We start from the raw sequence: 19535 nt of genomic DNA, 5'->3' as shown, positions 1-19535 counted from the left end.
AAGCAACGAAACAGGTAGATCATGGCCGGGAACAGCCAGCGCAGGAACCGCCGCACGTCCAACAAGAAGGGCATGCAGGTCGGCAGCGGTGGCCAGCGACGCCGTGGTCTCGAAGGCAAGGGACCGACGCCGCCCGCCTCCGCCCGTAAGGGACACAAGAAGAACCGGGTCGCCAACGCCCAGGCCAAGCAGGCCGCGGCCCGCCGCCCCGCGCCACGGCGCGGCGGCGTCAAGGGCACCTCGGAGATGGTCGTCGGCCGCAACCCGGTCTACGAGGCCCTGCGCGACGGCGTGCCCGCGACCACGCTGTACGTCCAGCAGTACATCGACAACGACGAGCGCGTCCGCGACGCCCTCAAGCTCGCGGGCGAGCGCGGCAACATCAACCTGATGGAGGCCCCGCGCCCCGAGCTGGACCGGATGACGAACGGCCTGAACCACCAGGGCCTCGTCCTCCAGGTCCCGCCGTACGAGTACGCGCACCCGGAGGACCTCACCGCCGCCGCGTACGACAACAACGAGGACCCGCTGATCGTCGCCCTCGACGGGGTGACCGACCCGCGCAACCTCGGCGCCATCGTCCGCTCGGTCTCCGCGTTCGGCGGCCACGGCGTCGTCGTCCCCGAGCGCCGCGCGGCCGGCATGACCGCGGGCGCCTGGAAGTCCTCGGCCGGCACGGCGGCCCGCACGCCCGTCTCCCGGGTCACCAACCTCACCCGCGCACTGGAGGGCTACCAGAAGGCGGGCCTCACGGTCGTCGGCCTGGCCGCCGACGGCGAGCACACCGTGGAGGACCTCCAGGAGCTGGCGGGCCCGGTCGTCATCGTCATCGGCAGCGAGGGCAAGGGCCTCGGCCGCCTCGTCGGCGAGACCTGCGACTACCGGGTGCGGATCTCGATGCCGGGCGGCGCGGAGTCGCTCAACGCCGGTGTCGCGGCGGGCATCGTGATGTACGAGGTGGCGCGCCGCCGCGCCTAGAACCCGGCCCCACGGGTGCGGCGTTCGCGCGGCAACCGGCTCGCCCTCCGGGCGAGTTGAAGCGCGAACGCCGAACACCCATCCAGGATGCCCGAGTTTGGCCGGATCTTGACGGGTCTCGGACACATCCGGTGCGGTCAAGGCAGTGTCCTAAACACACATCACTCGGTTAGATGAGTGTGGACACCAGAACGCCTCGGTTCGACGAGCAACCCGCCCTGAGCATGACCAAGGTGGACAGCGACCCCGCGCAGGTCATCGTCAACCACGCCAGCTTCCGGGTGCAGCTCGCCCCGGGCCAGCGCGCACGGCTACGCGGTGCCCCCGCGGATACGGCCCGCATCCCCGCCATGAGCGGCGCCGGCGGAGGCCGCAGGCGGGCACCCGTCGTCTGGAGCGGCAAGTCCGCCCCCGGCGACCCCGGAGCGACGGGCCTCCTCCAGGCCGTGCGCAACTCCACCGCCGGACACCTCGACGCCGGACTCGGCGCGGCCCCCGGCGGCGGACACGGCCACGAAGCGGGCGCGACGCAGGTCATCCCGCTCCTGGAGGAGACGCAGCCCAACCCCGTACTGCCCGCCCCCCACCGGCCGGGACGCACCGGCCCCCTGCTGCCGCCCATGCGGCAGGCCGTCGGCGCGTACGACGACCCGCTCGACGGGCCCGAAGGACCCGGCGACGACTACGACGACACCGACTCCCCGGAATCCGACGAAGCCGACTCCCGCGCCCGGCGCGGCACGGGCGACCCCGTCCGGCACGCCTACTACCCCGGCCACCGGATGAACCTGGGCGTCGTCCTGCTCCCCATGCGGGTCCTCCTCGGCTTCATCTCCATCTACGCCGGCATGGGCAAGCTGTGCGACCCCGTCTACTTCGACGGCGGCGAGCGCGGCTCGATGGTCAAGTGGCTGACCTCCCTGCACCCGTGGGCGGTGGCCGAGCCGCTGCGCGACTTCGCCCTCTCCCACCCGGTCGGCGCCGGACTCACCGTCGCCTTCCTCCAGGTCGTCGTCGGCGTCCTCACCGTCCTCGGCCTCTGGCAGCGGGTCGCCGCCGCGTTCGGCGCCCTGCTCTCCGCCGCGCTGCTGGTCACCGTCAGCTGGCGCACGGTCGCCGTGTACGACGCCCCCGACATCATCCTGCTCGCCGCCTGGAGCCCGCTGATCATCGCGGGCGCCCCGGTCTACTCCGTCGACGGCCGACTCGCCGGGGAGGCCTGGCGCAAGCTCGGCCCCCGCTCGGAACTCTGGGACCTGCGCCGCCGCGTCCTGCGCCGGGGCACCGTCGTCGCCACGGTCGTCGTCGGCCTCACCCTGCTCATCGGCTCCATCCTCGGCGGCGCGGTCCGCTCCACCGAGGTCGTCACCGTCCCCGGCCGCAACGACAACCCCACCAACCGCCTCCCCGGCATGCCGCTCCCCCAGGAGTCCACCGGCGAACGCCAGGCCTCCCGTACGCCGGAACAGCAGCGGCAGCCGGAACCCACCAGCTCGGGAGCGGCCACCGCACCCGAGGGCGGCCAGGCCGGCCCCGGCGCGACCCGCGACACGGGCGGCGGCCAGAGCACCGGCTCGGGCAGCACCCAGCCCAGCCAGACCCAGGGCACGGGCCAGGCGCCCCCGCAGCAGACCACCCCGCAGCAGCCCCCGGCCGCCACCAGCGCCGGACCCGACGCGTCGTCCGGCTCCACCGGCGGCGACGCCTCCTCCGGCGGCGGCGAACCGGCCCCCACCGGCGGGTCGACCTCCTCCGGCGGCGAGGGATCGACCTCGGGCGGCGGTGGCCGGAACCCCATCGGCGGCCTCCTCGGCTGACCCGTACGACAGCGGCAACGACAGCAACGACAGCAACGAGGGCGGCGCCCACCCGGCGGAACAACCGGGAGGGCGCCGCCCTTCTTCGTGCGCGCGCCTGTGGGTGACGCTCAGGCGGTGGGAGAGCCGAGCTCGCGGGGTGACGCTCAGGCGGTGGGGGAGCCGAGCTCGCGGGCCGCCTCGGTCAGGTCCTTCGCGGTGTCGATGGCCCGCCAGTACGCCCCGTGCGGCAGCGGATACCCGGCCAGCCGGCGCTCACGGGCGAGCCGCGGGAACGTGGTCCGCTCATGGTCGCCCCGGTCCGGCAGCAGCTTCGTGAACGCCGGCGAGAACACGTACACCCCGGCGTTGATCAGATACGGCGAGGGCGGCGACTCGATGAAGTCGGTGATGTGCCCGAACGCATCCGTCTCCACAGCGCCCCAGGGGATCCGGGGCCGGGCGAGGGCGAGGGTGGCGGTGGCATCGCGCTCCGCGTGAAAGGCGGCCATCTCCCGCAGGGAGAAACGCGTCCAGATGTCACCGTTGGTGGCGTACCACGGCTGATCGGCGTCCGGCAGGCGCTCGGCCGCGTACTTCAGCCCGCCGCCGCGCCCGAGCGGTTCGGTCTCCACGACGGTGGTGACCCGGAGCGGCAGGGCGGCCCCCTCCAGCCACTCCTGGAGCACCTCGGCGAGATGCCCGCAGGAGACCACGGCGTCGGTGACTCCTTCAGCGGCCAGCCAGGACAGCTGATGACCGATGATCGGAGTCCCGGTCCCGGGGATCTCGACCATCGGCTTGGGGCGGTCGTCGGTGTACGGCCGCAGCCGCGACCCCTGGCCACCGGCAAGGATCACGGCCTGCGTCGGATACGTATGCATGGCAGGCACGATATGCGGTGCCCGCCGACGGCAGCCGGCGCTCGACGCGACCGCCTGCCGGGCTCAGCCTCCGGGGCTCAGCTGAACTGCGCGACGCCGGAGGCGAACGAGGTGTCGCAGACGGGCCGGGAGAAGCGGTGCGCACGAGTCGGGCCGTACTGCTCGACGGCCGCCTTGCCGAGCGCCTTCGCGATCGACATGCAGTGGCGGGCGAGCGACGGGCGCTGCTCGACGGCGCGCTGGAGACCCGTGAGCGCGGCGCCCGGGTCCTTCTCCTGGAGCTCCACGAGCAGCTTCTCGCGCAGGACGTCCTGCGGGGCGTGCGGCTTCGCGGGCTTGGACACGGTCTCCGAGGAGGCGGCCAGCAGCTTGGAGTCGTTGTCCGACGCCGCCCACGGAACGCTGGTGACCGCGAGGGTCCCGGACAGAACCATGACGACGGGCAGGACGAGAGCGAGGGATCGGCCGATGCGGCGCGCGGTGTGGGTCACGCAGCGAGCGTAGCGGCCGGTGATGACTTGGCGACAATTCGTCACCCTCGCGGGGGATGGTTCGACGCGTCCTTTCGAATGCGAGGTTGACGACCCGGGGTGAAATGCCCAGTGTGCCGGGGTATTTGACACCGCGCGACGCCGAAACCCAAACCCGCCGGGACCACGCAAACGGCCCCGCACCGCCGGGCGTTGCCGGAGGTGCGGGGCCGTGCGTACGGCAGGGGGCGGGTCAGTTGGTGAGCCGCTCGCCGGTGGAGGTCGCGAAGACGTGCAGCTCGTCCGGGCGCGGGACGACGTGCAGCTCGGTGCCCTTCTCCGGGACGGCACGGCCGCCGACGCGGACGACCAGGTCCTTGTGCTCGCCGCCGACCTGCGTGGAGCCGTAGACGAAGCCGTCGGCGCCGAGCTCCTCGACGACGTTGACGGAGACGGCGAGACCGGCCGGCGCGTCCGAGGTGTCCTTGGTGAGCGACTTCGCGGCGGCGCCGCCGTGCTCGACGATGTCGAAGTGCTCGGGGCGGATGCCGACCGTGACGGTGGTGTCACCGCGGTCCGCGGCGGCGGAGAGCGCCTCACGCGACACCGGCACCACGCTGTTGCCGAACTTCACGCCGCCGTCGGTGATCGGGACCTCGACGAGGTTCATCGCGGGCGAGCCGATGAAGCCGGCGACGAAGAGGTTCGCGGGGCGGTCGTACATGTTGCGCGGCGAGTCGACCTGCTGGAGCAGCCCGTCCTTCAGCACCGCGACCCGGTCGCCCATGGTGAGGGCCTCGACCTGGTCGTGGGTGACGTACACGGTGGTGATGCCGAGACGGCGCTGCAGCGAGGCGATCTGCGTACGGGTGGAGACACGGAGCTTGGCGTCGAGGTTCGACAGCGGCTCGTCCATGAGGAAGACCTGCGGCTCACGCACGATGGCCCGGCCCATCGCCACACGCTGACGCTGACCACCGGAGAGCGCCTTGGGCTTGCGGTCCAGGTACTCGGTGAGGTCCAGCATCTTGGCGGCCTCTTCGACCTTCGCCCGGATCTCGGTCTTGTTCACACCGGCGATCTTGAGCGCGAAGCCCATGTTGTCCGCGACGGACATGTGCGGGTAGAGCGCGTAGTTCTGGAACACCATGGCGATGTCCCGGTCCTTCGGCGGCAGGTGTGTGACGTCGCGGTCACCGATGCGGATCGCTCCGCCGTTGACGTCCTCAAGACCCGCGAGCATGCGCAGGGAGGTCGACTTGCCACAACCGGAGGGACCGACGAGGACGAGGAACTCGCCGTCCGCGATGTCGATCTCGAGCTGGTCCACGGCCGGCTTCGTGGAGCCGGGGTAGACGCGGGATGCCTTGTCGAACGTGACACTGGCCATGCGGAATCTTCTCCTCAACCGGCAGGAACGTGCCGGACGATCCGAGTAGGGAGTGGTCTGGTCCACTGAGTGAACCTGCGGTGACGCTACCTGGCGTTCATGTGTTCTGTCAGTACCTCTTGGGTCACGAAAAACGCTTCGCGAACATGAGGGACGGCAGAGCAACGAACTGTCGGTGGGGGATCGGGGCTGTGTAGAGTTGTGGCGTACTGGCGCACGTCTGTGGCGTGTGTCCTTGCCTCCTTAGCTCAGTTGGCCAGAGCGCCGGCCTTGTAAGTCGGATGTCGTCGGTTCGAATCCGACAGGGGGCTCACCGTGAAGCCCAGGCCGGATCTTCTCCGGCCTGGGCTTCTGTCGTCGGTCTGCCGTGGGCGGCGCAGGCTCGTTCATGCGTCGTCCATCAGACTCTTATCGCGTTTCCCTACGGTCGCGGGCGAGGTCCGAACTCCCCGGGGGGAACCACATGCTCCGCATCCACTTCGATGACGCGGATCTGGCCAGGACCCGGCTCGCCCCCGCTCCCGACCCGCTGTTCGAGGTGGCCGCGAGCATGCACCGGCTGCAGTCCAGCCGGGGTCGCTGGGCCTACGCCGGGTGGTATCGGGCGGCGCGGCAGGATCTGCGGGAGAAGGGGTTGGAACGGGTCCTGCGGGGTGTTCTGTTGCCTCTGTATCCCAGGGCCGCCTATTACCCGGACTTTCTGACGCCGTCCTCCGGGGTGGAGGGCCTTGAAGCGGGGCTGGACGCGTTGCTGGCCACGCCGGCCGAGCGGGTTGCGGAGGAGGTCGGGATTCTTGACCGGCTCATCGGGGCGCCCGGGTGGGTCGGGCGGTTGGCTGAGTATGAGGTGCGTCGGGAGTTCGTGGGGATGCTGCGTGCTTATTACGGTGCCGTCGTCGTGCCCCATCAGGAGCGGGTCCAGGCGCGGATCGAGGCTGAGCAGGCGGTGCGGGGGCGGGGGCTGCTGCACGGTGGGGTGGAGGGCATGCTCGCCGGGCTCGGGCCCATGCTGCGGTGGTGTCCGCCTGTGCTGGAGGTCGCGTATCCGCGGCAGACGCAGGATCGGGATCTGTACCTGAACGGGCGGGGGCTCACCCTTGTCCCGTCGTATTTCAACTGGGGTGAGCCGGTCGCGTTCGCCGATCCGGGGCTGCCGCCGGTGCTGTGGTACTCGTTGCTGCATGAGCCCGCGGCTCGTCCTCTGCGGGACGAGGACCCCGGGCGTCCGCTGGCCAATCTGCTCGGGCGGGCCCGGGCGATCGCCTTGCAGGCGGCGGCCGGCGGTGCCACTACGGGGGAGATCGCCCGGGCCGCCGGGGTTTCGGCGTCCGCGGCCAGTAGGCATGCCACCGTGCTGCGTGATGCGGGGCTCGTGACGACCGTCCGTAACGGGCCCTCTGTTCTGCATACGCTCACCCCTGCCGGTGCGTCCGTCCTGCGCGCCGCCCGGAGCGAGGTGGGCGAGGAGACTGCGGACGGGGTGCGTTGAGTGGGCGTGGAGACTCCCGACGGGGCGCTCAGGGGCGCTCAGGGGCGGTTCGGGGCGCCGATGGTCAGTTCCACCTCGTCCTCGTTCCGTGCGACGCCCTTGACGGCCCAGGTGCTGTCGGCGATGGGAGTGCCGGCCGCGGTGGTGTAGGCGGCGACCGTGAGGGTCGGGCCGGTCGGGGGCTCGGTGTGGAGCTCTGCCGCGGTGGCCGTTCCGTCGGAGAAGCGCAGGTGGACCTCGATCGACTCCGGGGCCGCCGCGAAGGCCGCTGGGTGGGGCAGGCCCTGGAGGCGGCAGCGCGCGCCCGGGAACAGGTGGGTGTGCGTGCAGAGGGCCAGGTAGGCCTTCGGGTGGGGCATGTGGGGCCTCCGGGTGGTGCTGGGGGCGGGTGTCGGGCGGCCTGGTGTCGTGCGCGTGGCGCTTGCCGTCAGTACATCCGGCTCGGCGGCGGGGCGGGTGGTGCCACGCGGAGGCGCTGATGCATCGGGTGGCGCCACGTGGAGGCGATGATGCGCCGAGTGGTGCCATGTGGTGTCGGTGTGGTGCCACGCCGGGGTGATCGGAGGGCTTCGGTGTTGCCATTGCGGTGTTTCTGGGTGGAACTTTGCAGGTCAGAGGCGTCTTTGCGAGTCGTGCGCCAAAGTGGCTCGACGTGATGCCATTCATGTGCCATGATGGCGTCATGGACCTCACCCCCTACGTCGACAATCTCCGGCGGGAACTCGCCGTCGCCGCGGATGCCAGCGGTGACGAAGCCCGCGCCCTCGCCGAGCGGCTCAGCGCTCCCCTGGAGTCCGCCGCCCGGCTGACCCTGCTCAACGTGCTCTCCGCGGCCATGGGCGACGTCACCCGGGAGCTGGCGCCCGGTTCGGTCGACGTACGGCTGCGCGGGCTCGATCCCGAGTTCGTGGTGACACCGCCGCCGGTGCCCGAGCCGGTCCGGGAGGCGCAGGAGCCGGCCGTGGCTCCCGTCGTGTCCGCACCGCCGGCCGCGGAGGCCGACGACGGCACCATGGTGCGGATCAACCTCCGTCTCCCCGCCCACCTCAAGGGCCGCGCCGAGAGCGCCGCGGCGGCGGAGGGCCTGTCGGTCAACGCCTGGCTCGTGCGGGCCGTGTCCGTCGCTCTCGACGGCGGGGGGCGCGCGAGCGTACCGGGCCGGGGCAAGGACTCGGGCGGCCGCGGCTTCACCGGCTGGGTCCGCTAGCGACCGGGCCTGCCGGCACCACCCAGCACCACTTCACCGGCGGATCGCCGATCCGGCCGACGTAACCGATCGCTCATCACTGATCGCTCACCGCTGATCGCTCATCAACTCACCGAGCCAAGAGGACGGGACAGCCATGCCTTCTTTCGACACTCCTGAGCCGATCTCCGCCGTCATCGAGCTGGACGCCGGCACCGCCCGCATCACCGCAGGCAAGCGCACCGACACGGTCGTCGAGGTGCTGCCGGCCAACGGATCCGACGAGGACGACGTACGCGCCGTGCGGCAGACCCAGGTCTCCTGCTCGGGCGGTCGCCTCACCGTCAAGACCCCCAGGAAGCGGTCCCTGTTCGGCAAGCCGGGCGCCGTTCTCGTGAGCATCGAACTGCCCACCGGATCCGACGTGCGGGGCACCACCGCCCTGGGCAGCTTCACCTGCGAGGGGCCTCTCGGCGAGGTGCAGCTCAAGACCTCGCTCGGCGACCTCCAGGTGGACGAGGCGGCGCGCGCCGAGCTCAGGACCGATCACGGCGACATCCGGCTGGTCCGCTCCACCGGGGACGCCGAGGTCACCGGCGCGGGCCGGGTCGAGGTCGGGTCCGTCGCCGGGGCGGCGGTCGTCAAGAATGGCAACGGCGTGATCGGGATCGACGAGACCGGCGGCGAGCTGAAGGTCAGCGCGGCCAACGGCGACATCTCCGTGGGTGTCGCCCGCGGCGACGTCAGCGCCCGGTCCGCCAACGGCCGCATCGAGGTCGGCGTCGCCCATGCCGGGGTCGACGCGGTGTCCTCCAACGGCCGCATCCGGATCGGCGATGTGATCCGGGGCCGCGTCATCCTGCGTACCTCCGTCGGCGACCTCGACGTGGGCATCCACGAGGGCACCGCCGCCTGGCTCGACCTGAACCCCAAGTTCGGCACCGTACGCAACGAGCTCGGCGGTGCTGCGGGGCCCGAGGGCTCCGACGAGACCGTCGAGGTGCACGCCCGGAGCGGGGCCGGCGACATCATCATCCGCCGCGCCTGAGCCGCCGCCCCGGGCCCGGTCGCGCGAAGCCCGGCCCGGGTCAGCTCAGTTCGGCCCTGCCCTGCCCTGCCCAACCCCCGCCCCCTGTCATGCGCAGCTCAGCTCAGCCCTGTGCTGCGCAGCTCGGCCCTGCCCAGTTCAGCCCTGCACAGCTCCGCCCCCGTCCGACTCACCGCTTGTGAAAGGGAACCAGCATGACTGTCACCCGGGCCTCCGCGCCGCGTGCCGCCCAGGCCGCGACGCAGGCGATCACCGCCACCGGACTGCGTAAGTCCTACGGCGACCAGGTCGTGCTCGACGGCATCGACCTGTCGGTGCCGCAGGGCACCGTCTTCTCCCTGCTCGGCCCCAACGGCGCGGGCAAGACCACCGCCGTCAAGATCCTCTCCACCCTCGTCACCGCCGACGCCGGTGAACTGAGCGTCGGCGGCCACGATCTGACCGTCGACCCGCAGGCCGTGCGTGCCGTGATCGGTGTCACGGGGCAGTTCTCGGCCGTCGACGGGCTGATCACCGGTGAGGAGAACATGCTGTTGATGGCGGACCTGCACCACCTGTCCAGGCGGGAGGGGCGCCGCGTCGCCGCCGAACTGCTGGAGCGTTTCGACCTCGCGGAGGCGGCGAAGAAGCCCGCCGCGGGCTACTCCGGTGGCATGAAGCGCCGCCTCGACATCGCCATGACGCTGGTCGGCGGGCCGCGGATCATCTTCCTCGACGAGCCGACCACCGGGCTGGACCCGCGTTCGCGCCACACCATGTGGGGGATCATCCGCGAGCTGGTCGCCGGCGGCGTCACCGTCTTCCTCACCACCCAGTATCTGGAGGAGGCCGACGAGCTGGCCGACCGTATCGCCGTCCTCAACGACGGGAGGATCGCCGCCGAAGGCAGCGCCGAGGAGCTGAAGCGGATCGTCCCGGGCGGGCATGTCAGGCTGCGGTTCACCGACCCGGAGGGCTACCGGTCCGCCTCCTCCGCCCTGCGCGAGGCCGCCCGGGACGACGAGGCGCTGTCGTTGCAGATCCCCAGCGGCGGCACCCAGCGCGAACTGCGCTCCATCCTCGACTGGCTGGATTCGGCCGGCATCGAGGCCGACGAGCTGACGGTGCACACCCCCGACCTCGACGACGTGTTCTTCGCCCTCACCGCCTCCACCGTCCCGGCTCAGAACGACCAGCCCAAGGAGAACGCCCGATGAGCTCCCTCGCCCTCGCCGTACGTGACTCGAACACCATGCTGCGCCGTAACCTCCTGCACGCCCGGCGCTATCCCTCCCTCACGCTCAACCTGCTCCTCACGCCTGTCATGCTCCTGCTGCTTTTCGTCTACATCTTCGGCGATGTGATGAGCGCGGGCATCGGTGGTGGCGGGGCCGACCGCTCCGCGTACATCGCCTACATCGTGCCGGGGCTGCTGATGCTGACCATCGGATCCACGGTGGTCGGGACCGCGGTGTCCGTCTCCAACGACATGACCGAGGGGATCCTCGCCCGCTTCCGCACCATGGCGATCCATCGCAGCTCCGTACTCGTCGGGCATGTCGTCGGCAGCGTGCTGCAGAGCGTGCTGAGCGTGGTCGTGGTCGGCGCGGTCGGTGTGGCCATCGGCTTCCGGTCCACGGACGCCACGGTCCTGGAGTGGCTGGCCGCGTTCGGGCTGCTCGTGCTCTTCTCCGCCGCCCTCACCTGGGTCGCCGTCGGCATGGGTCTGATCAGCCCGAACGCGGAGGCGGCCAGCAACAACGCCCTGCCGATGGTCCTGCTCCCGATGCTGTCCAGCGCCTTCATCCCGGTGGAGACGATGCCGGGCTGGTTCCGGCCGATCGCCGAGTATCAGCCCTTCACCCCGGCCATCGAGACGCTGCGCGGCCTGCTGCTCGGCAGCGAGATCGGCCACAACGGCTGGCTGGCTGTCGGCTGGAGCGTCGGGCTCGTGGTGCTCGGCTACTTCTGGGCGACCGCCAAGTTCGGTCAGTATCCTCGGTAGTTGGCGCAAAAATACCTTGGCGGGGTGAGGAGATGTGGTGAGGTCCCGGGCCGATTCCTACCGAGGGGTAGGCGGCCCGGGATCCTTGTTATACCTTGCGTCTAACAAGCGGGTGGGCGCCCGGCCGGTGTCAGGTCCGGCGCGGCCGCCCCGTACGGCAGGGGCGTCGTCGTCCGCAGCTCACCACCACCAAGGATCACCGCACTCGACCCAAGGAGCCGCAGCATGGCCGGCAGCACCGTTCCGTCGAAGGTCCAGGAGAGCCCCGAGGGCGACGACGTCGCGCGGCGGCTGCTCGACTCGGCCGCGCAGCTGGCGTACGACCCGGCCACCGAGGTGGACTGGGAGACGCCGCTGGACAAGGAGTTCCACGGCGCGAGCCCGGAGTGGAGCAGTCTCTACGGGACCGCGTACTGGGGCGAGTTGACCGAGGGGCAGCGCAAGGAGCTGACCCGGCAGGAGGCGGCCTCGGTCGCCAGCACGGGGATCTGGTTCGAGATGATCCTCCAGCAGATGGTGCTGCGGGACATCTACATGAAGAACCCGGCCGGTGCGGAGTTCCAGTGGGCGCTCACCGAGATAGCCGAGGAGTGCCGCCACTCGATCATGTTCGCGCGCGGTGCGCAGAAGCTGGGCGCGCCGCACTACCGCCCGCGCCGCGCGGTGATGGAGCTGGGCCGGGCGTTCAAGACGCTGGCGTTCGGCGAGGCGGCGTACGCGGCGATCCTGGTCGCCGAGGAGGTCCTCGACGTGATGCAGCGGGACTGGATGCGCGACGAGCGGGTCGTGCCGTTCGTCCGCACCATCAACAACATCCATGTGGTGGAGGAGTCCCGGCACATGAAGTTCGCCCGGGACGAGACCCTCAAACGGCTGGAGGGCGCGGGGTGGGCGCGGCGGCAGATCAACGCGTTCGTCGTCGCCGTCGCCTCGTACTTCATCGTGACCAGCATGGTGAACCCGGAGGTCTACCGGAAAGCCGGCCTCGACAAACGGCGTGCGCTGGCCGCCGCCAAGGCCAATGAGCACCACAAGTCGATGATGCGCTCCAGCTGTTCGGGGCTGATGGACTTCCTGGCCTCCGCCCGTCTCCTCACCAAGCCCGCCCTCGCGTTCTACAAGCGCGCGAACCTGATCTGAGCCGGGGCCATGACCTACGCCATCACCCAGACCTGCTGCAACGACGCCACCTGCGTGGCCGTGTGCCCGGTCAACTGCATCCACCCGACGCCGGAGGAACGCGCCTTCGGCTCCACGGAGATGCTGCACATCGACCCGCGTGCGTGCATCGACTGCGGGGCCTGCGCGGACGCCTGCCCGGTGGACGCGATCTTCCCGGTGGACTCCTTGTCCGCCGGGCAGCGGGAGTACGCGGACATCAACGCCGCCTATTACGAGGGCGGGGAGCCGGCCGCCGAGGCGGAGGGGCCGAACTTCCACGTCTGGGGCGAGCCGGTCTTCGAGCGCAGCCTGCCGTCCGACTTCGGGCCGCTGCGGGTGGCGGTGGTCGGGACCGGGCCCGCCGGGATGTACGCGGCGCAGGACCTGTTGCTGCACACCGCCGCCGAGGTGACCCTGATCGACCGGCTGCCGGTGGCGGGCGGGCTCGTCCGGTACGGGGTGGCCCCCGACCACCCCGCGACGAAGAAGGTCGGCGACACCTTCTCCCGTTTCCACTCCCATCCCCGGGTCCGGATGCACCTGGGGATCGAGGTGGGCCGGGACGTCACCGCCGAGGAGCTGTCCGCCCACCACGACGCGGTGATCTACGCGGTCGGCGCCTCCACGGACAAGCGGCTCGGGGTGCCGGGGGAGGACAGCCCGGGGTGTGTCTCCGCGACCTCGTTCGTGGCCTGGTACAACGCCCATCCGGAGGCCGTCGCGCAGGACGTCGACCTGTCCGCCGCCGAGCGGGTCGTCGTGGTGGGCAACGGCAACGTCGCCCTCGACGTCGCCCGGATCCTGGTCGCCGACCCGGAGGCGCTCGCGGGCACCGACATCGCGGCCCACGCGTTGGACGCCCTGCGGGCGAGCCGGGTGCGGGAGGCGGTGGTGCTGGGGCGGCGGGGGCCCGAGGACGCCGCGTACACCCGTTCCGAACTGCTCGCGCTGAAGCATCTGCCGGGCGTGGAGCTGGTGGTGGACGACCACGATCCGCGTACGGCTGCGGCGATCGACGCGGCCGGGGCGGGCGACCGGGCCGGGGTGCTCAAGGGGCTCGCACGGGTACGGACGGACGCCGCGTCCCCTGCGGGCGGTGAGCGGCGCATCGTGCTGCGCTTCCACTCCGAGGCGGTGGAGGTCCTGGGCGAGGGCGGCGGAGTGCGCTCCGTACGCGTCACGGACGGCGGCGGGCAGCGCGACGAGGGCGGCACGGCCGACCTGAGCGCCGGGCTGTTGCTGCGGGCCATCGGGTACCGCGGACTCCCGGTCCCCGGGCTGCCGTTCGACGAGGTGTCGGGCACCGTCCCGCACGAGGGCGGCCGGGTGGCGGGGCTGCCCGGCAGCTATGTGGTCGGCTGGATCAAGCGGGGGCCGTCCGGCGGGATCGGCGCCAACCGCACCTGCGCGGCCGAGACGGTCGGCACGCTCCTGGCCGACGCGGTCGCCGGGACGCTGCCCGCCCCTTCGGGCGATGCCAAGGCGTTCCGGCGCCTCGCCCGGCAGCGTAACCGCCGGGTCGTGGACGCCCGGGGCCTGGCCGCGATCGACCGGGCCGAACGGGACCGGGGGCGGCGCGACGGCCGGCCCCGGGTGAAGCTCGCCACCGTCGAGGAGCTGGTGGCCACGGCGAGGTCGGGGCGGTTGCTGCGGCTGACGCGCTGACCGTACGCCGGTAGCGGGAGCGGCATGGCACGAGCCGCGCCGGGGCCGGACGCCGTACGAAGTCCGGCCCGGGGTAGGGCGGTTCGGCCGCCGGGCCCCGGGCCGTGCTCCGTTCCGGTGACGCTCAGGCCTTCGCCTCCGACGCCTCCGATGCCTCCGGCATTCCCGCCGCCGGTCCGGTCGCGGCGGCAGGCGGGAGGAGTGCGGTCGCCGGGCGTACGGGGATGAGCGCGGCGACGACCGCCGCCGCCAGGCCGACTCCGCAGCCGATCAGCATCGCGAGCCGGAAGCCGTCCTGCGAGGGCAGCGGGAAGCCGCCGAAGTCCGTGGTCATCCGGGCCAGGACCACACCGATCACGGCCGCCGCGAACGACGTGCCGATCGAGCGCATCAGGGCGTTGAAGCTGTTCGCCGACGCGGTCTCGGACTGCGGCACCGCGCCCATGATGAGCGCGGGCATCGCCCCGTACGCGAAGCCGACGCCCGAGTTGCAGACGAGGGTGACGATCAGCAGGCTCCACGGGGAGTCCGCGCCGATCAGCGGTACGGACAGGCCGTAGCCGGCCGCGATGAGGAGGCTGCCCACGGCCAGGGTGACCTTCGGGCCCTTGGCGGCGGAGAGCTTCGCGCCGACCGGGGACATCGCCATCATCATCAGGCCCGCCGGGGCCATCCACAGGCCCATCGCGAGCATCGACTGCCCCAGGCCGTACCCGGTGGCCCCGGGCAGCTGGAGCAGCTGGGGCACGACGAGGGACTGGGCGTACATCGCGAACCCGACCAGGATCGAGGCGGTGTTCGTCATCAGGACCTGGGGGCGGGCGGTGACGCGCAGGTCGACCAGCGGGTCGGTCAGCCGCAGCTCCCACCAGCCCCAGGCGGGCAGCAGCACCAGGACGGCGGCGAAGAGGGTGAGCGTGGTGGCGCTGCCCCAGCCCCAGTCGGCGCCCTTGGAGACGGCGAGCAGCAGGCAGATCAGGGCGGCGCCGAGGCCCACGGCCCCGGGCAGGTCGAAGCTCCCGGACCGGGTGGCCGGGCGGTCGCCGGGGACCAGGGCCAGGATCAGCGCGCCGACCGCGACGGCCAGCACGGCGACCACCCAGAACAGCACCCGCCAGCTGGTGTTCTCCGCGATGGCGGCGGCGAACGGCAGGCCCAGCGCGCCGCCCACGCCCATCGAGGCGCTCATGATCGCGATGGACGCGCCGAGCTTCTCGGCCGGGACCACGTCGCGCAGCAGGCTGATGCCGAGCGGGACCACGCCCATGCCGAGGCCCTGGAGGCCGCGCCCGGCGATCATCGGAACCACCGAGGAGGACAGGGCGCAGACCACCGAGCCGAGGACCAGCGGGAGGAGCGAGAGCAGCAGCATGCGCCGCTTGCCGTACATGTCGCCGAGCCGGCCGGCGACGGGCGTGGCCACGGCGGCGGCGAGCAGGGTGGCGGTGATGACCCAGGAGGCGTTCGACGCGGAGGTGTCGAACAGCTTCGGCAGCTCCGCGATGAGCGGCACCACCAGGGTCTGGGTGAGTGCTGCCACGATGCCGGCGAAGGCCAGGATGCCGACCACGCCTCCCGGGCGGGGTGCGGGGGGTGAACTCTCCACGGGTGCTGCTCCCTCTCGCCCTTCCCGGGCGGGTCGATGCGCCTTCGGCGGCCGGCTATGCAAGATACATGGAATATGCATCATGCATAGCATATGTATCATGCACATCTATCGTGATAGGCCTGGTGAACGCAGGAAGAAACGAAGGAGAGCGGAAGCGCGCGTGGACAAGCCCATCGACCGGATCGAACGCGAGACGATGCTGCTCGGCCGGTACATGCACCTGCTCACCCCGCGCGTGGAGTGGCGGCTCGACCGCAGCGCCTACATCCTACTGAGCCGGATCCGGGCGGAGGGCCCGATGTCCATCGGCCAGCTCGGTGACGCCTTCGGCCTGGACGCCTCCACGCTCAACCGGCAGACCGCCGCGATGCTGCGGGCCGGGGTCGTCGAGCGCATCCCGGACCCCGACGGCGGGATCGCCCGGAAGTTCGCCATCACCGAGGAGGGCGCGCGCCGCCTCGACAGCGACCGGTCGCGGAACGTGGCGGGCCTCGCCAAGGTCCTCGCCGACTGGACTCCGGAGGAGGCGGAGCAGCTCGCCGCCTCCCTCAGCAGGCTGAACCTCTCGATCGAACGGCTCGACGGACGGCCCTGGCCCCGCGACTGATCCCCGGGCGCTCCCGGCGGTGGCCTGGTCTACTGGAGGTGCGGGCCCTGACCCGGGATGGGGATGCTCATGCGCCGCCGTCGACCCCGTACACGTACGCTCCTCCCGGCTGCGGCCTGCGCCGGCGCCGCAGTCCTGCTGACGACCGCCTTCGTCTCCGGCGCTCCCGCCGACCGCACGGACCCGCGCACCGAGGTCGCCGTCCTGGACATTCCCGCGATCGGTGTCGAGGACCTGGACGTCGTGCCGTACGAGGGGACCACCGACGACCGGCCCGGCAGCAGGATCCAGGACGGGGGCGTCGCGGCCGGCCCGTACGGGGAGCGCGGCGGCGTCGGACCCGGCGACGTCGGCAACTACCTCGTCACCGCACACCGGTTGAGCGCCGGAGGGGTGCTGCGCGACCTGCCGGAGCTCGACAAGGGCGATCCCGTGTACGTGACGGAGAGCGGCACCCGCTACACCTACGAGATCACCGCGACCCGGCAGACCTCCTTCCGCAGCGAGAGCTCGCTCGCCGAGCAGCGGGCCGAGGTGCCGGGCCGGCCCGGTGCGGAGCCGACCCGGGCGATGATCACGGTCTCCACCTGTGCGACGCCCGAGGACGACGCGGCCGGGAACTTCTGGCGGGACGAATTCGGCAACCCCGAGCACCGGATCGACAAGGTGGGTGTGCTGGTGGCGGAGGAGAAGTCCTAGGGAGTGTCCTGCCGGTCAGTGGCGGCCCGCGATGCGGTCCGCCGCCTTCGCGATGGGGTCCGTGCCCGGGCGCGGCGAGGTGGTCTCGCGGCGGTCGGCGGCGCGGTAGGCCGCGTACATGCCGTGCACGCCGAGCCAGCGGAAGGGCTCCGGTTCCCAGCGGCGGACCTTGTGGTTCACCCACGGCAGGGTGGTCAGGTCGGTGGGGCCCGCCTGGCCGGAGTCCTGCTGGATCAGGTCGCGCAGGGTGCGGGCGGCGAGGTTGGCGGTGGCGACGCCCGAGCCGACGTAACCGCCCGCGTATCCCAGGCCCGTGGAGCGGTCGAGTGTGACGGTGGCGCACCAGTCGCGCGGGACGCCGAGGACGCCGGACCAGGCGTGGTCGACGTGGACGCCCGCCGTGACGGGGAAGAGCCGGACCATCAGGTCGCGCAGGGCGGAGACGGTGGCGGGCTGGGTGCGGCCGTCGTTGTCGGTGGCCGAGCCGAAGCGGTACGGGTAGCCGCGGCCGCCGAGGGCGATGCGGTCGTCGGCGGTGCGCTGGGCGTAGAAGTAGGCGTGGGCCATGTCGCCGAGGGTCTCGCGGCCCTCCCAGCCGATCGCGTCCCAGATCCGGGCGGGCAGCGGCTCGGTGACGATCATGGAGGAGTTCATCGGGAGCCAGGTGCGCTTCTGGCCCTTGAGGCTCGCGGTGAAGCCTTCGGTGCAGCGCAGGACGTACGGGGCGCGGACCGTGCCGTACGGGGTGACGGCGTGCTTGGGCTTGATCTCGGTGACCGGCGTCGACTCGTGGATGGTGACGCCGAGCGCCTCCACCGCGTCCGCGAGGCCCTTGACCAGCTTGGCCGGGTGCAGCCGGGCGCCGTGCGGGGTCCAGGTGGAGCCGACTGCCCCGGTGACGTGGATGCGCTCGGCGGTCTCGCGGGCGCCGCGCAGAACGCGGTCGGTCTCCCCGAAGGCGATCTCGACGCTGTGGAAGTCCTTGAGACGGGCGAGCTGGGCCGGGGTGTGGGCCACCTCCAGGACGCCGCCCTGGTGGATGTCCGCGTCGATCTTCTCCTCGGCGGCGGTCCTGACGACCTCGCCCACGGTCTCGTTCATCGCCTTCTGGAGCCGTACGGCGGCCTCGTGGCCGTGCAGCTTGGCGTACCGGTCGCGGCCGGCGATGCCGTTGTACAGCCAGCCGCCGTTACGGCCGGAGGCCCCGTAACCGCAGAACTTGGCCTCCAGGACGGTGATGTTGAGGAAGGGGACGGCCTGCTTCAGGTAGTACGCCGTCCAGAGGCCGGTGTAGCCGCCGCCGACGATGCAGACGTCGACGCTCGTGTCGCCGGGGAGGGGTTCGCGCGGGGCGGGGGTGCCCTCCTGCGCGTACCAGAACGATATGCCGCCGACGACGGTACTGACGGTGCTCATGATGCCCCTGGTGTCCCTGCCCGGTCCGGTGAGATGCCGAGCGTACGTGTGGCGGGACGTTACTGCGCGCGGGGCCGTTTCGTCTCCTGCGGCCGGGCGGCCCCCCGGGGAATGCGGGCGCCCCGGGGAGGCGCGCCTCCCTAGGATCGGCTGCGTGATCGACATCCCCGAAGAACTGGCCGCCACGCAGTCCCGCTTCAACGGAGCGGCCGGGCGGGCCTTCGTCGCCGGACTGCCGGACCTCGCCGCGCGGCTGCTGGAGCGGTGGGGGCTGCGGCCGGACGGCCCGTCGATGTACGGGATGTGCGCGCTGGTCCTGCCGGTGGTGCGGGAGGCGGACGGGCGGCCCGCCGCGCTGAAGCTCCAGGCGGTGGACGAGGAGACGGCGGACGAACCGGTCGCACTGCGGGCGTGGGCCGTCGCGGGGGCCGGGGCGGTGGAGCTGCTCGACCATGACCCGCAGAGCGGTGCGCTGCTGCTGGAACGGCTCGACGAGCGGCGGCCGTTGTCCGGTGAGGCCGACGTGCGGGAGGCCGTGGGCATCCTCGGCGGGGTGCTGGCCCGGCTGGTGGCGGTGCCCGCGCCGGACGGGCTGCGCACGCTGGGCGGGGTGGCGGAGCGGATGCTCGCGGCGGTGCCGGAGCGGGTGGGCCTGCTGCCCGACGCGGCGGACCGGCGGCTGCTCGCGGACTGCGCGGCGGTGGTGCGGGAGGTCGCGGGCGAGCCGGGGGACCGGCTGCTGCACTGGGACCTGCACTACGACAACATCCTGGCCGGGCGCGCGGACGCGGGGCGGGCGGGGGAGTGGGTGGCACTCGACCCGAAGCCGCTGGCGGGGGATCCGGGCTTCGAGCTGTTCCCGGCGCTGGACAACCTCTTCGACGCGGACGAGGTGGTGTGGCGCTTCGACGCGCTGACGGAGGCGCTGGGCCTGGAGCGGGACCGTGAGCGGGCGCGGGCCTGGACGCTGGGCCGGGTGCTCCAGAACGGGCTGTGGGCGGCCGGGAGCGGGGAGGGGCGCGTCTCCCCGGACCATGCGGAGATCGCGCGGCGGCTGCTGGGGCGGTGAGGGGGCGGGGTGGCCGAGGGCCCGGGGGTTGGGCGGGGAGCCGGTGCGCCCGGGCGGCGGGAGCCGTTGTGGTGGCCAGCGCCC

The 19535-nt window shown here is 72.1% G+C and carries 18 protein-coding genes and 1 tRNA gene; 13 read left to right on the top strand and 6 right to left on the bottom strand.

From position 1 onward, the window contains the following. Nucleotides 1-21: 21 nt before the first annotated feature. Nucleotides 22-978: a 23S rRNA (guanosine(2251)-2'-O)-methyltransferase RlmB gene (gene rlmB / locus ACFWM7_RS06990; RefSeq protein ID WP_383256052.1), complete on the top strand. Its 957-nt coding sequence runs from the start codon at nucleotides 22-24 to the stop codon at nucleotides 976-978. Nucleotides 979-1151: 173 nt separating this feature from the next. Beyond that, complete coding sequence (locus ACFWM7_RS06985; RefSeq protein ID WP_383256050.1) at nucleotides 1152-2795, top strand: DoxX family membrane protein; 1644 nt, start codon at nucleotides 1152-1154, stop codon at nucleotides 2793-2795. Between the two features lie 146 nt (nucleotides 2796-2941). Here the strand turns inward: ACFWM7_RS06985 and ACFWM7_RS06980 are convergent, their stop codons facing one another. The 3 genes from ACFWM7_RS06980 to ACFWM7_RS06970 all read right to left on the bottom strand — a co-directional run bounded on the left by ACFWM7_RS06980 (nucleotide 2942) and on the right by ACFWM7_RS06970 (nucleotide 5518). After that, entirely contained in the window at nucleotides 2942-3658 is a 717-nt protein-coding gene (locus tag ACFWM7_RS06980; RefSeq protein ID WP_383256048.1) for an NDP-sugar synthase, read from the bottom strand. Between the two features lie 77 nt (nucleotides 3659-3735). Next, nucleotides 3736-4149 (bottom strand): hypothetical protein, encoded by a 414-nt coding sequence (locus tag ACFWM7_RS06975; RefSeq protein WP_383256045.1) that lies wholly within the window; start codon nucleotides 4147-4149, stop codon nucleotides 3736-3738. Between the two features lie 232 nt (nucleotides 4150-4381). Next, the gene (locus ACFWM7_RS06970) at nucleotides 4382-5518 is read right to left on the bottom strand and encodes an ABC transporter ATP-binding protein (RefSeq protein ID WP_383256042.1); all 1137 of its coding nucleotides are present in this window, start codon (nucleotides 5516-5518) and stop codon (nucleotides 4382-4384) included. Between the two features lie 237 nt (nucleotides 5519-5755). On the opposite strand from ACFWM7_RS06970, the gene ACFWM7_RS06965 reads away from it, so the two are divergent. Together ACFWM7_RS06965 and ACFWM7_RS06960 are read left to right on the top strand one after the other, a co-directional pair. Beyond that, nucleotides 5756-5829, top strand: a tRNA-Thr gene (locus ACFWM7_RS06965). A gap of 152 nt (nucleotides 5830-5981) precedes the next feature. Next, the gene (locus ACFWM7_RS06960) at nucleotides 5982-7007 is read left to right on the top strand and encodes a MarR family transcriptional regulator (protein ID WP_383256040.1); all 1026 of its coding nucleotides are present in this window, start codon (nucleotides 5982-5984) and stop codon (nucleotides 7005-7007) included. A gap of 38 nt (nucleotides 7008-7045) precedes the next feature. Here ACFWM7_RS06960 and ACFWM7_RS06955 read toward each other — a convergent pair whose 3' ends face one another. After that, nucleotides 7046-7366 (bottom strand): hypothetical protein, encoded by a 321-nt coding sequence (locus ACFWM7_RS06955; protein ID WP_383256037.1) that lies wholly within the window; start codon nucleotides 7364-7366, stop codon nucleotides 7046-7048. Nucleotides 7367-7689: 323 nt separating this feature from the next. Between ACFWM7_RS06955 and ACFWM7_RS06950 the strand changes: the two genes are divergently transcribed. The 6 genes from ACFWM7_RS06950 to ACFWM7_RS06925 all read left to right on the top strand — a co-directional run bounded on the left by ACFWM7_RS06950 (nucleotide 7690) and on the right by ACFWM7_RS06925 (nucleotide 14051). After that, nucleotides 7690-8214, top strand: coding sequence for a toxin-antitoxin system HicB family antitoxin (locus ACFWM7_RS06950; RefSeq protein WP_383256035.1), 525 nt, complete (start codon nucleotides 7690-7692; stop codon nucleotides 8212-8214). A 136-nt stretch (nucleotides 8215-8350) separates the two neighbouring features. Beyond that, nucleotides 8351-9241 (top strand): DUF4097 domain-containing protein, encoded by an 891-nt coding sequence (locus ACFWM7_RS06945; RefSeq protein WP_383256033.1) that lies wholly within the window; start codon nucleotides 8351-8353, stop codon nucleotides 9239-9241. Between the two features lie 194 nt (nucleotides 9242-9435). Then, entirely contained in the window at nucleotides 9436-10437 is a 1002-nt protein-coding gene (locus ACFWM7_RS06940) for an ATP-binding cassette domain-containing protein (RefSeq protein ID WP_383256031.1), read from the top strand. Next, nucleotides 10434-11225: an ABC transporter permease gene (locus tag ACFWM7_RS06935; protein WP_383256029.1), complete on the top strand. Its 792-nt coding sequence runs from the start codon at nucleotides 10434-10436 to the stop codon at nucleotides 11223-11225. Before ACFWM7_RS06940 ends, ACFWM7_RS06935 begins: the two co-directional genes overlap by 4 nt. 225 nt (nucleotides 11226-11450) lie before the next feature. Next, nucleotides 11451-12365 carry a diiron oxygenase gene (locus tag ACFWM7_RS06930; RefSeq protein WP_383256027.1) on the top strand — a complete coding sequence of 305 codons (915 nt, stop codon included), beginning with the start codon at nucleotides 11451-11453 and terminating at the stop codon, nucleotides 12363-12365. 9 nt (nucleotides 12366-12374) lie between these two features. Further along, the gene (locus ACFWM7_RS06925; RefSeq protein WP_383256025.1) at nucleotides 12375-14051 is read left to right on the top strand and encodes an FAD-dependent oxidoreductase; all 1677 of its coding nucleotides are present in this window, start codon (nucleotides 12375-12377) and stop codon (nucleotides 14049-14051) included. Between the two features lie 124 nt (nucleotides 14052-14175). Here the strand turns inward: ACFWM7_RS06925 and ACFWM7_RS06920 are convergent, their stop codons facing one another. After that, a complete protein-coding gene (locus ACFWM7_RS06920; protein ID WP_383256019.1) occupies nucleotides 14176-15657 on the bottom strand; it encodes an MFS transporter in 1482 nt (493 codons plus the stop codon). Nucleotides 15658-15820: 163 nt separating this feature from the next. Between ACFWM7_RS06920 and ACFWM7_RS06915 the strand changes: the two genes are divergently transcribed. Both ACFWM7_RS06915 and ACFWM7_RS06910 read left to right on the top strand, forming a co-directional pair. Then, nucleotides 15821-16267, top strand: coding sequence for a MarR family winged helix-turn-helix transcriptional regulator (locus ACFWM7_RS06915; RefSeq protein ID WP_383256015.1), 447 nt, complete (start codon nucleotides 15821-15823; stop codon nucleotides 16265-16267). 69 nt (nucleotides 16268-16336) lie between these two features. After that, on the top strand, nucleotides 16337-16966 hold the full coding sequence (locus tag ACFWM7_RS06910; protein ID WP_383256013.1) for a class E sortase: 630 nt from the start codon (nucleotides 16337-16339) through the stop codon (nucleotides 16964-16966). Nucleotides 16967-16981: 15 nt separating this feature from the next. Here the strand turns inward: ACFWM7_RS06910 and ACFWM7_RS06905 are convergent, their stop codons facing one another. Then, the gene (locus ACFWM7_RS06905) at nucleotides 16982-18382 is read right to left on the bottom strand and encodes an NAD(P)/FAD-dependent oxidoreductase (RefSeq protein ID WP_383256011.1); all 1401 of its coding nucleotides are present in this window, start codon (nucleotides 18380-18382) and stop codon (nucleotides 16982-16984) included. Nucleotides 18383-18536: 154 nt separating this feature from the next. On the opposite strand from ACFWM7_RS06905, the gene ACFWM7_RS06900 reads away from it, so the two are divergent. Next, entirely contained in the window at nucleotides 18537-19451 is a 915-nt protein-coding gene (locus ACFWM7_RS06900; RefSeq protein WP_383256009.1) for an aminoglycoside phosphotransferase family protein, read from the top strand. Nucleotides 19452-19535: the final 84 nt, after the last annotated feature.

The organism is Streptomyces sp. NPDC058375 (genome assembly GCF_042723425.1).
GTDB classification, from domain to species: Bacteria; Actinomycetota; Actinomycetes; order Streptomycetales; family Streptomycetaceae; genus Streptomyces; species Streptomyces durocortorensis.
The sequence above is the reverse complement of the archived record's forward strand: the minus strand, read 5'-3'. Positions and strand labels throughout refer to the sequence as shown.

Excerpts from the sequence above, each read along its gene's own strand:
- rlmB (WP_383256052.1), top strand. The coding sequence starts at position 22 with ATGGCCGGGAACAGCCAGCGCAGGAACCGCCGCACGTCCAACAAGAAG.
- ACFWM7_RS06985 (WP_383256050.1), top strand. The coding sequence starts at position 1,152 with ATGAGTGTGGACACCAGAACGCCTCGGTTCGACGAGCAACCCGCCCTG.
- ACFWM7_RS06980 (WP_383256048.1), bottom strand. The coding sequence starts at position 3,658 with ATGCATACGTATCCGACGCAGGCCGTGATCCTTGCCGGTGGCCAGGGG.
- ACFWM7_RS06970 (WP_383256042.1), bottom strand. The coding sequence starts at position 5,518 with ATGGCCAGTGTCACGTTCGACAAGGCATCCCGCGTCTACCCCGGCTCC.
- ACFWM7_RS06960 (WP_383256040.1), top strand. The coding sequence starts at position 5,982 with ATGCTCCGCATCCACTTCGATGACGCGGATCTGGCCAGGACCCGGCTC.
- ACFWM7_RS06955 (WP_383256037.1), bottom strand. The coding sequence starts at position 7,366 with ATGCCCCACCCGAAGGCCTACCTGGCCCTCTGCACGCACACCCACCTG.
- ACFWM7_RS06950 (WP_383256035.1), top strand. The coding sequence starts at position 7,690 with ATGGACCTCACCCCCTACGTCGACAATCTCCGGCGGGAACTCGCCGTC.
- ACFWM7_RS06945 (WP_383256033.1), top strand. The coding sequence starts at position 8,351 with ATGCCTTCTTTCGACACTCCTGAGCCGATCTCCGCCGTCATCGAGCTG.
- ACFWM7_RS06940 (WP_383256031.1), top strand. The coding sequence starts at position 9,436 with ATGACTGTCACCCGGGCCTCCGCGCCGCGTGCCGCCCAGGCCGCGACG.
- ACFWM7_RS06935 (WP_383256029.1), top strand. The coding sequence starts at position 10,434 with ATGAGCTCCCTCGCCCTCGCCGTACGTGACTCGAACACCATGCTGCGC.
- ACFWM7_RS06930 (WP_383256027.1), top strand. The coding sequence starts at position 11,451 with ATGGCCGGCAGCACCGTTCCGTCGAAGGTCCAGGAGAGCCCCGAGGGC.
- ACFWM7_RS06925 (WP_383256025.1), top strand. The coding sequence starts at position 12,375 with ATGACCTACGCCATCACCCAGACCTGCTGCAACGACGCCACCTGCGTG.
- ACFWM7_RS06910 (WP_383256013.1), top strand. The coding sequence starts at position 16,337 with ATGCGCCGCCGTCGACCCCGTACACGTACGCTCCTCCCGGCTGCGGCC.
- ACFWM7_RS06905 (WP_383256011.1), bottom strand. The coding sequence starts at position 18,382 with ATGAGCACCGTCAGTACCGTCGTCGGCGGCATATCGTTCTGGTACGCG.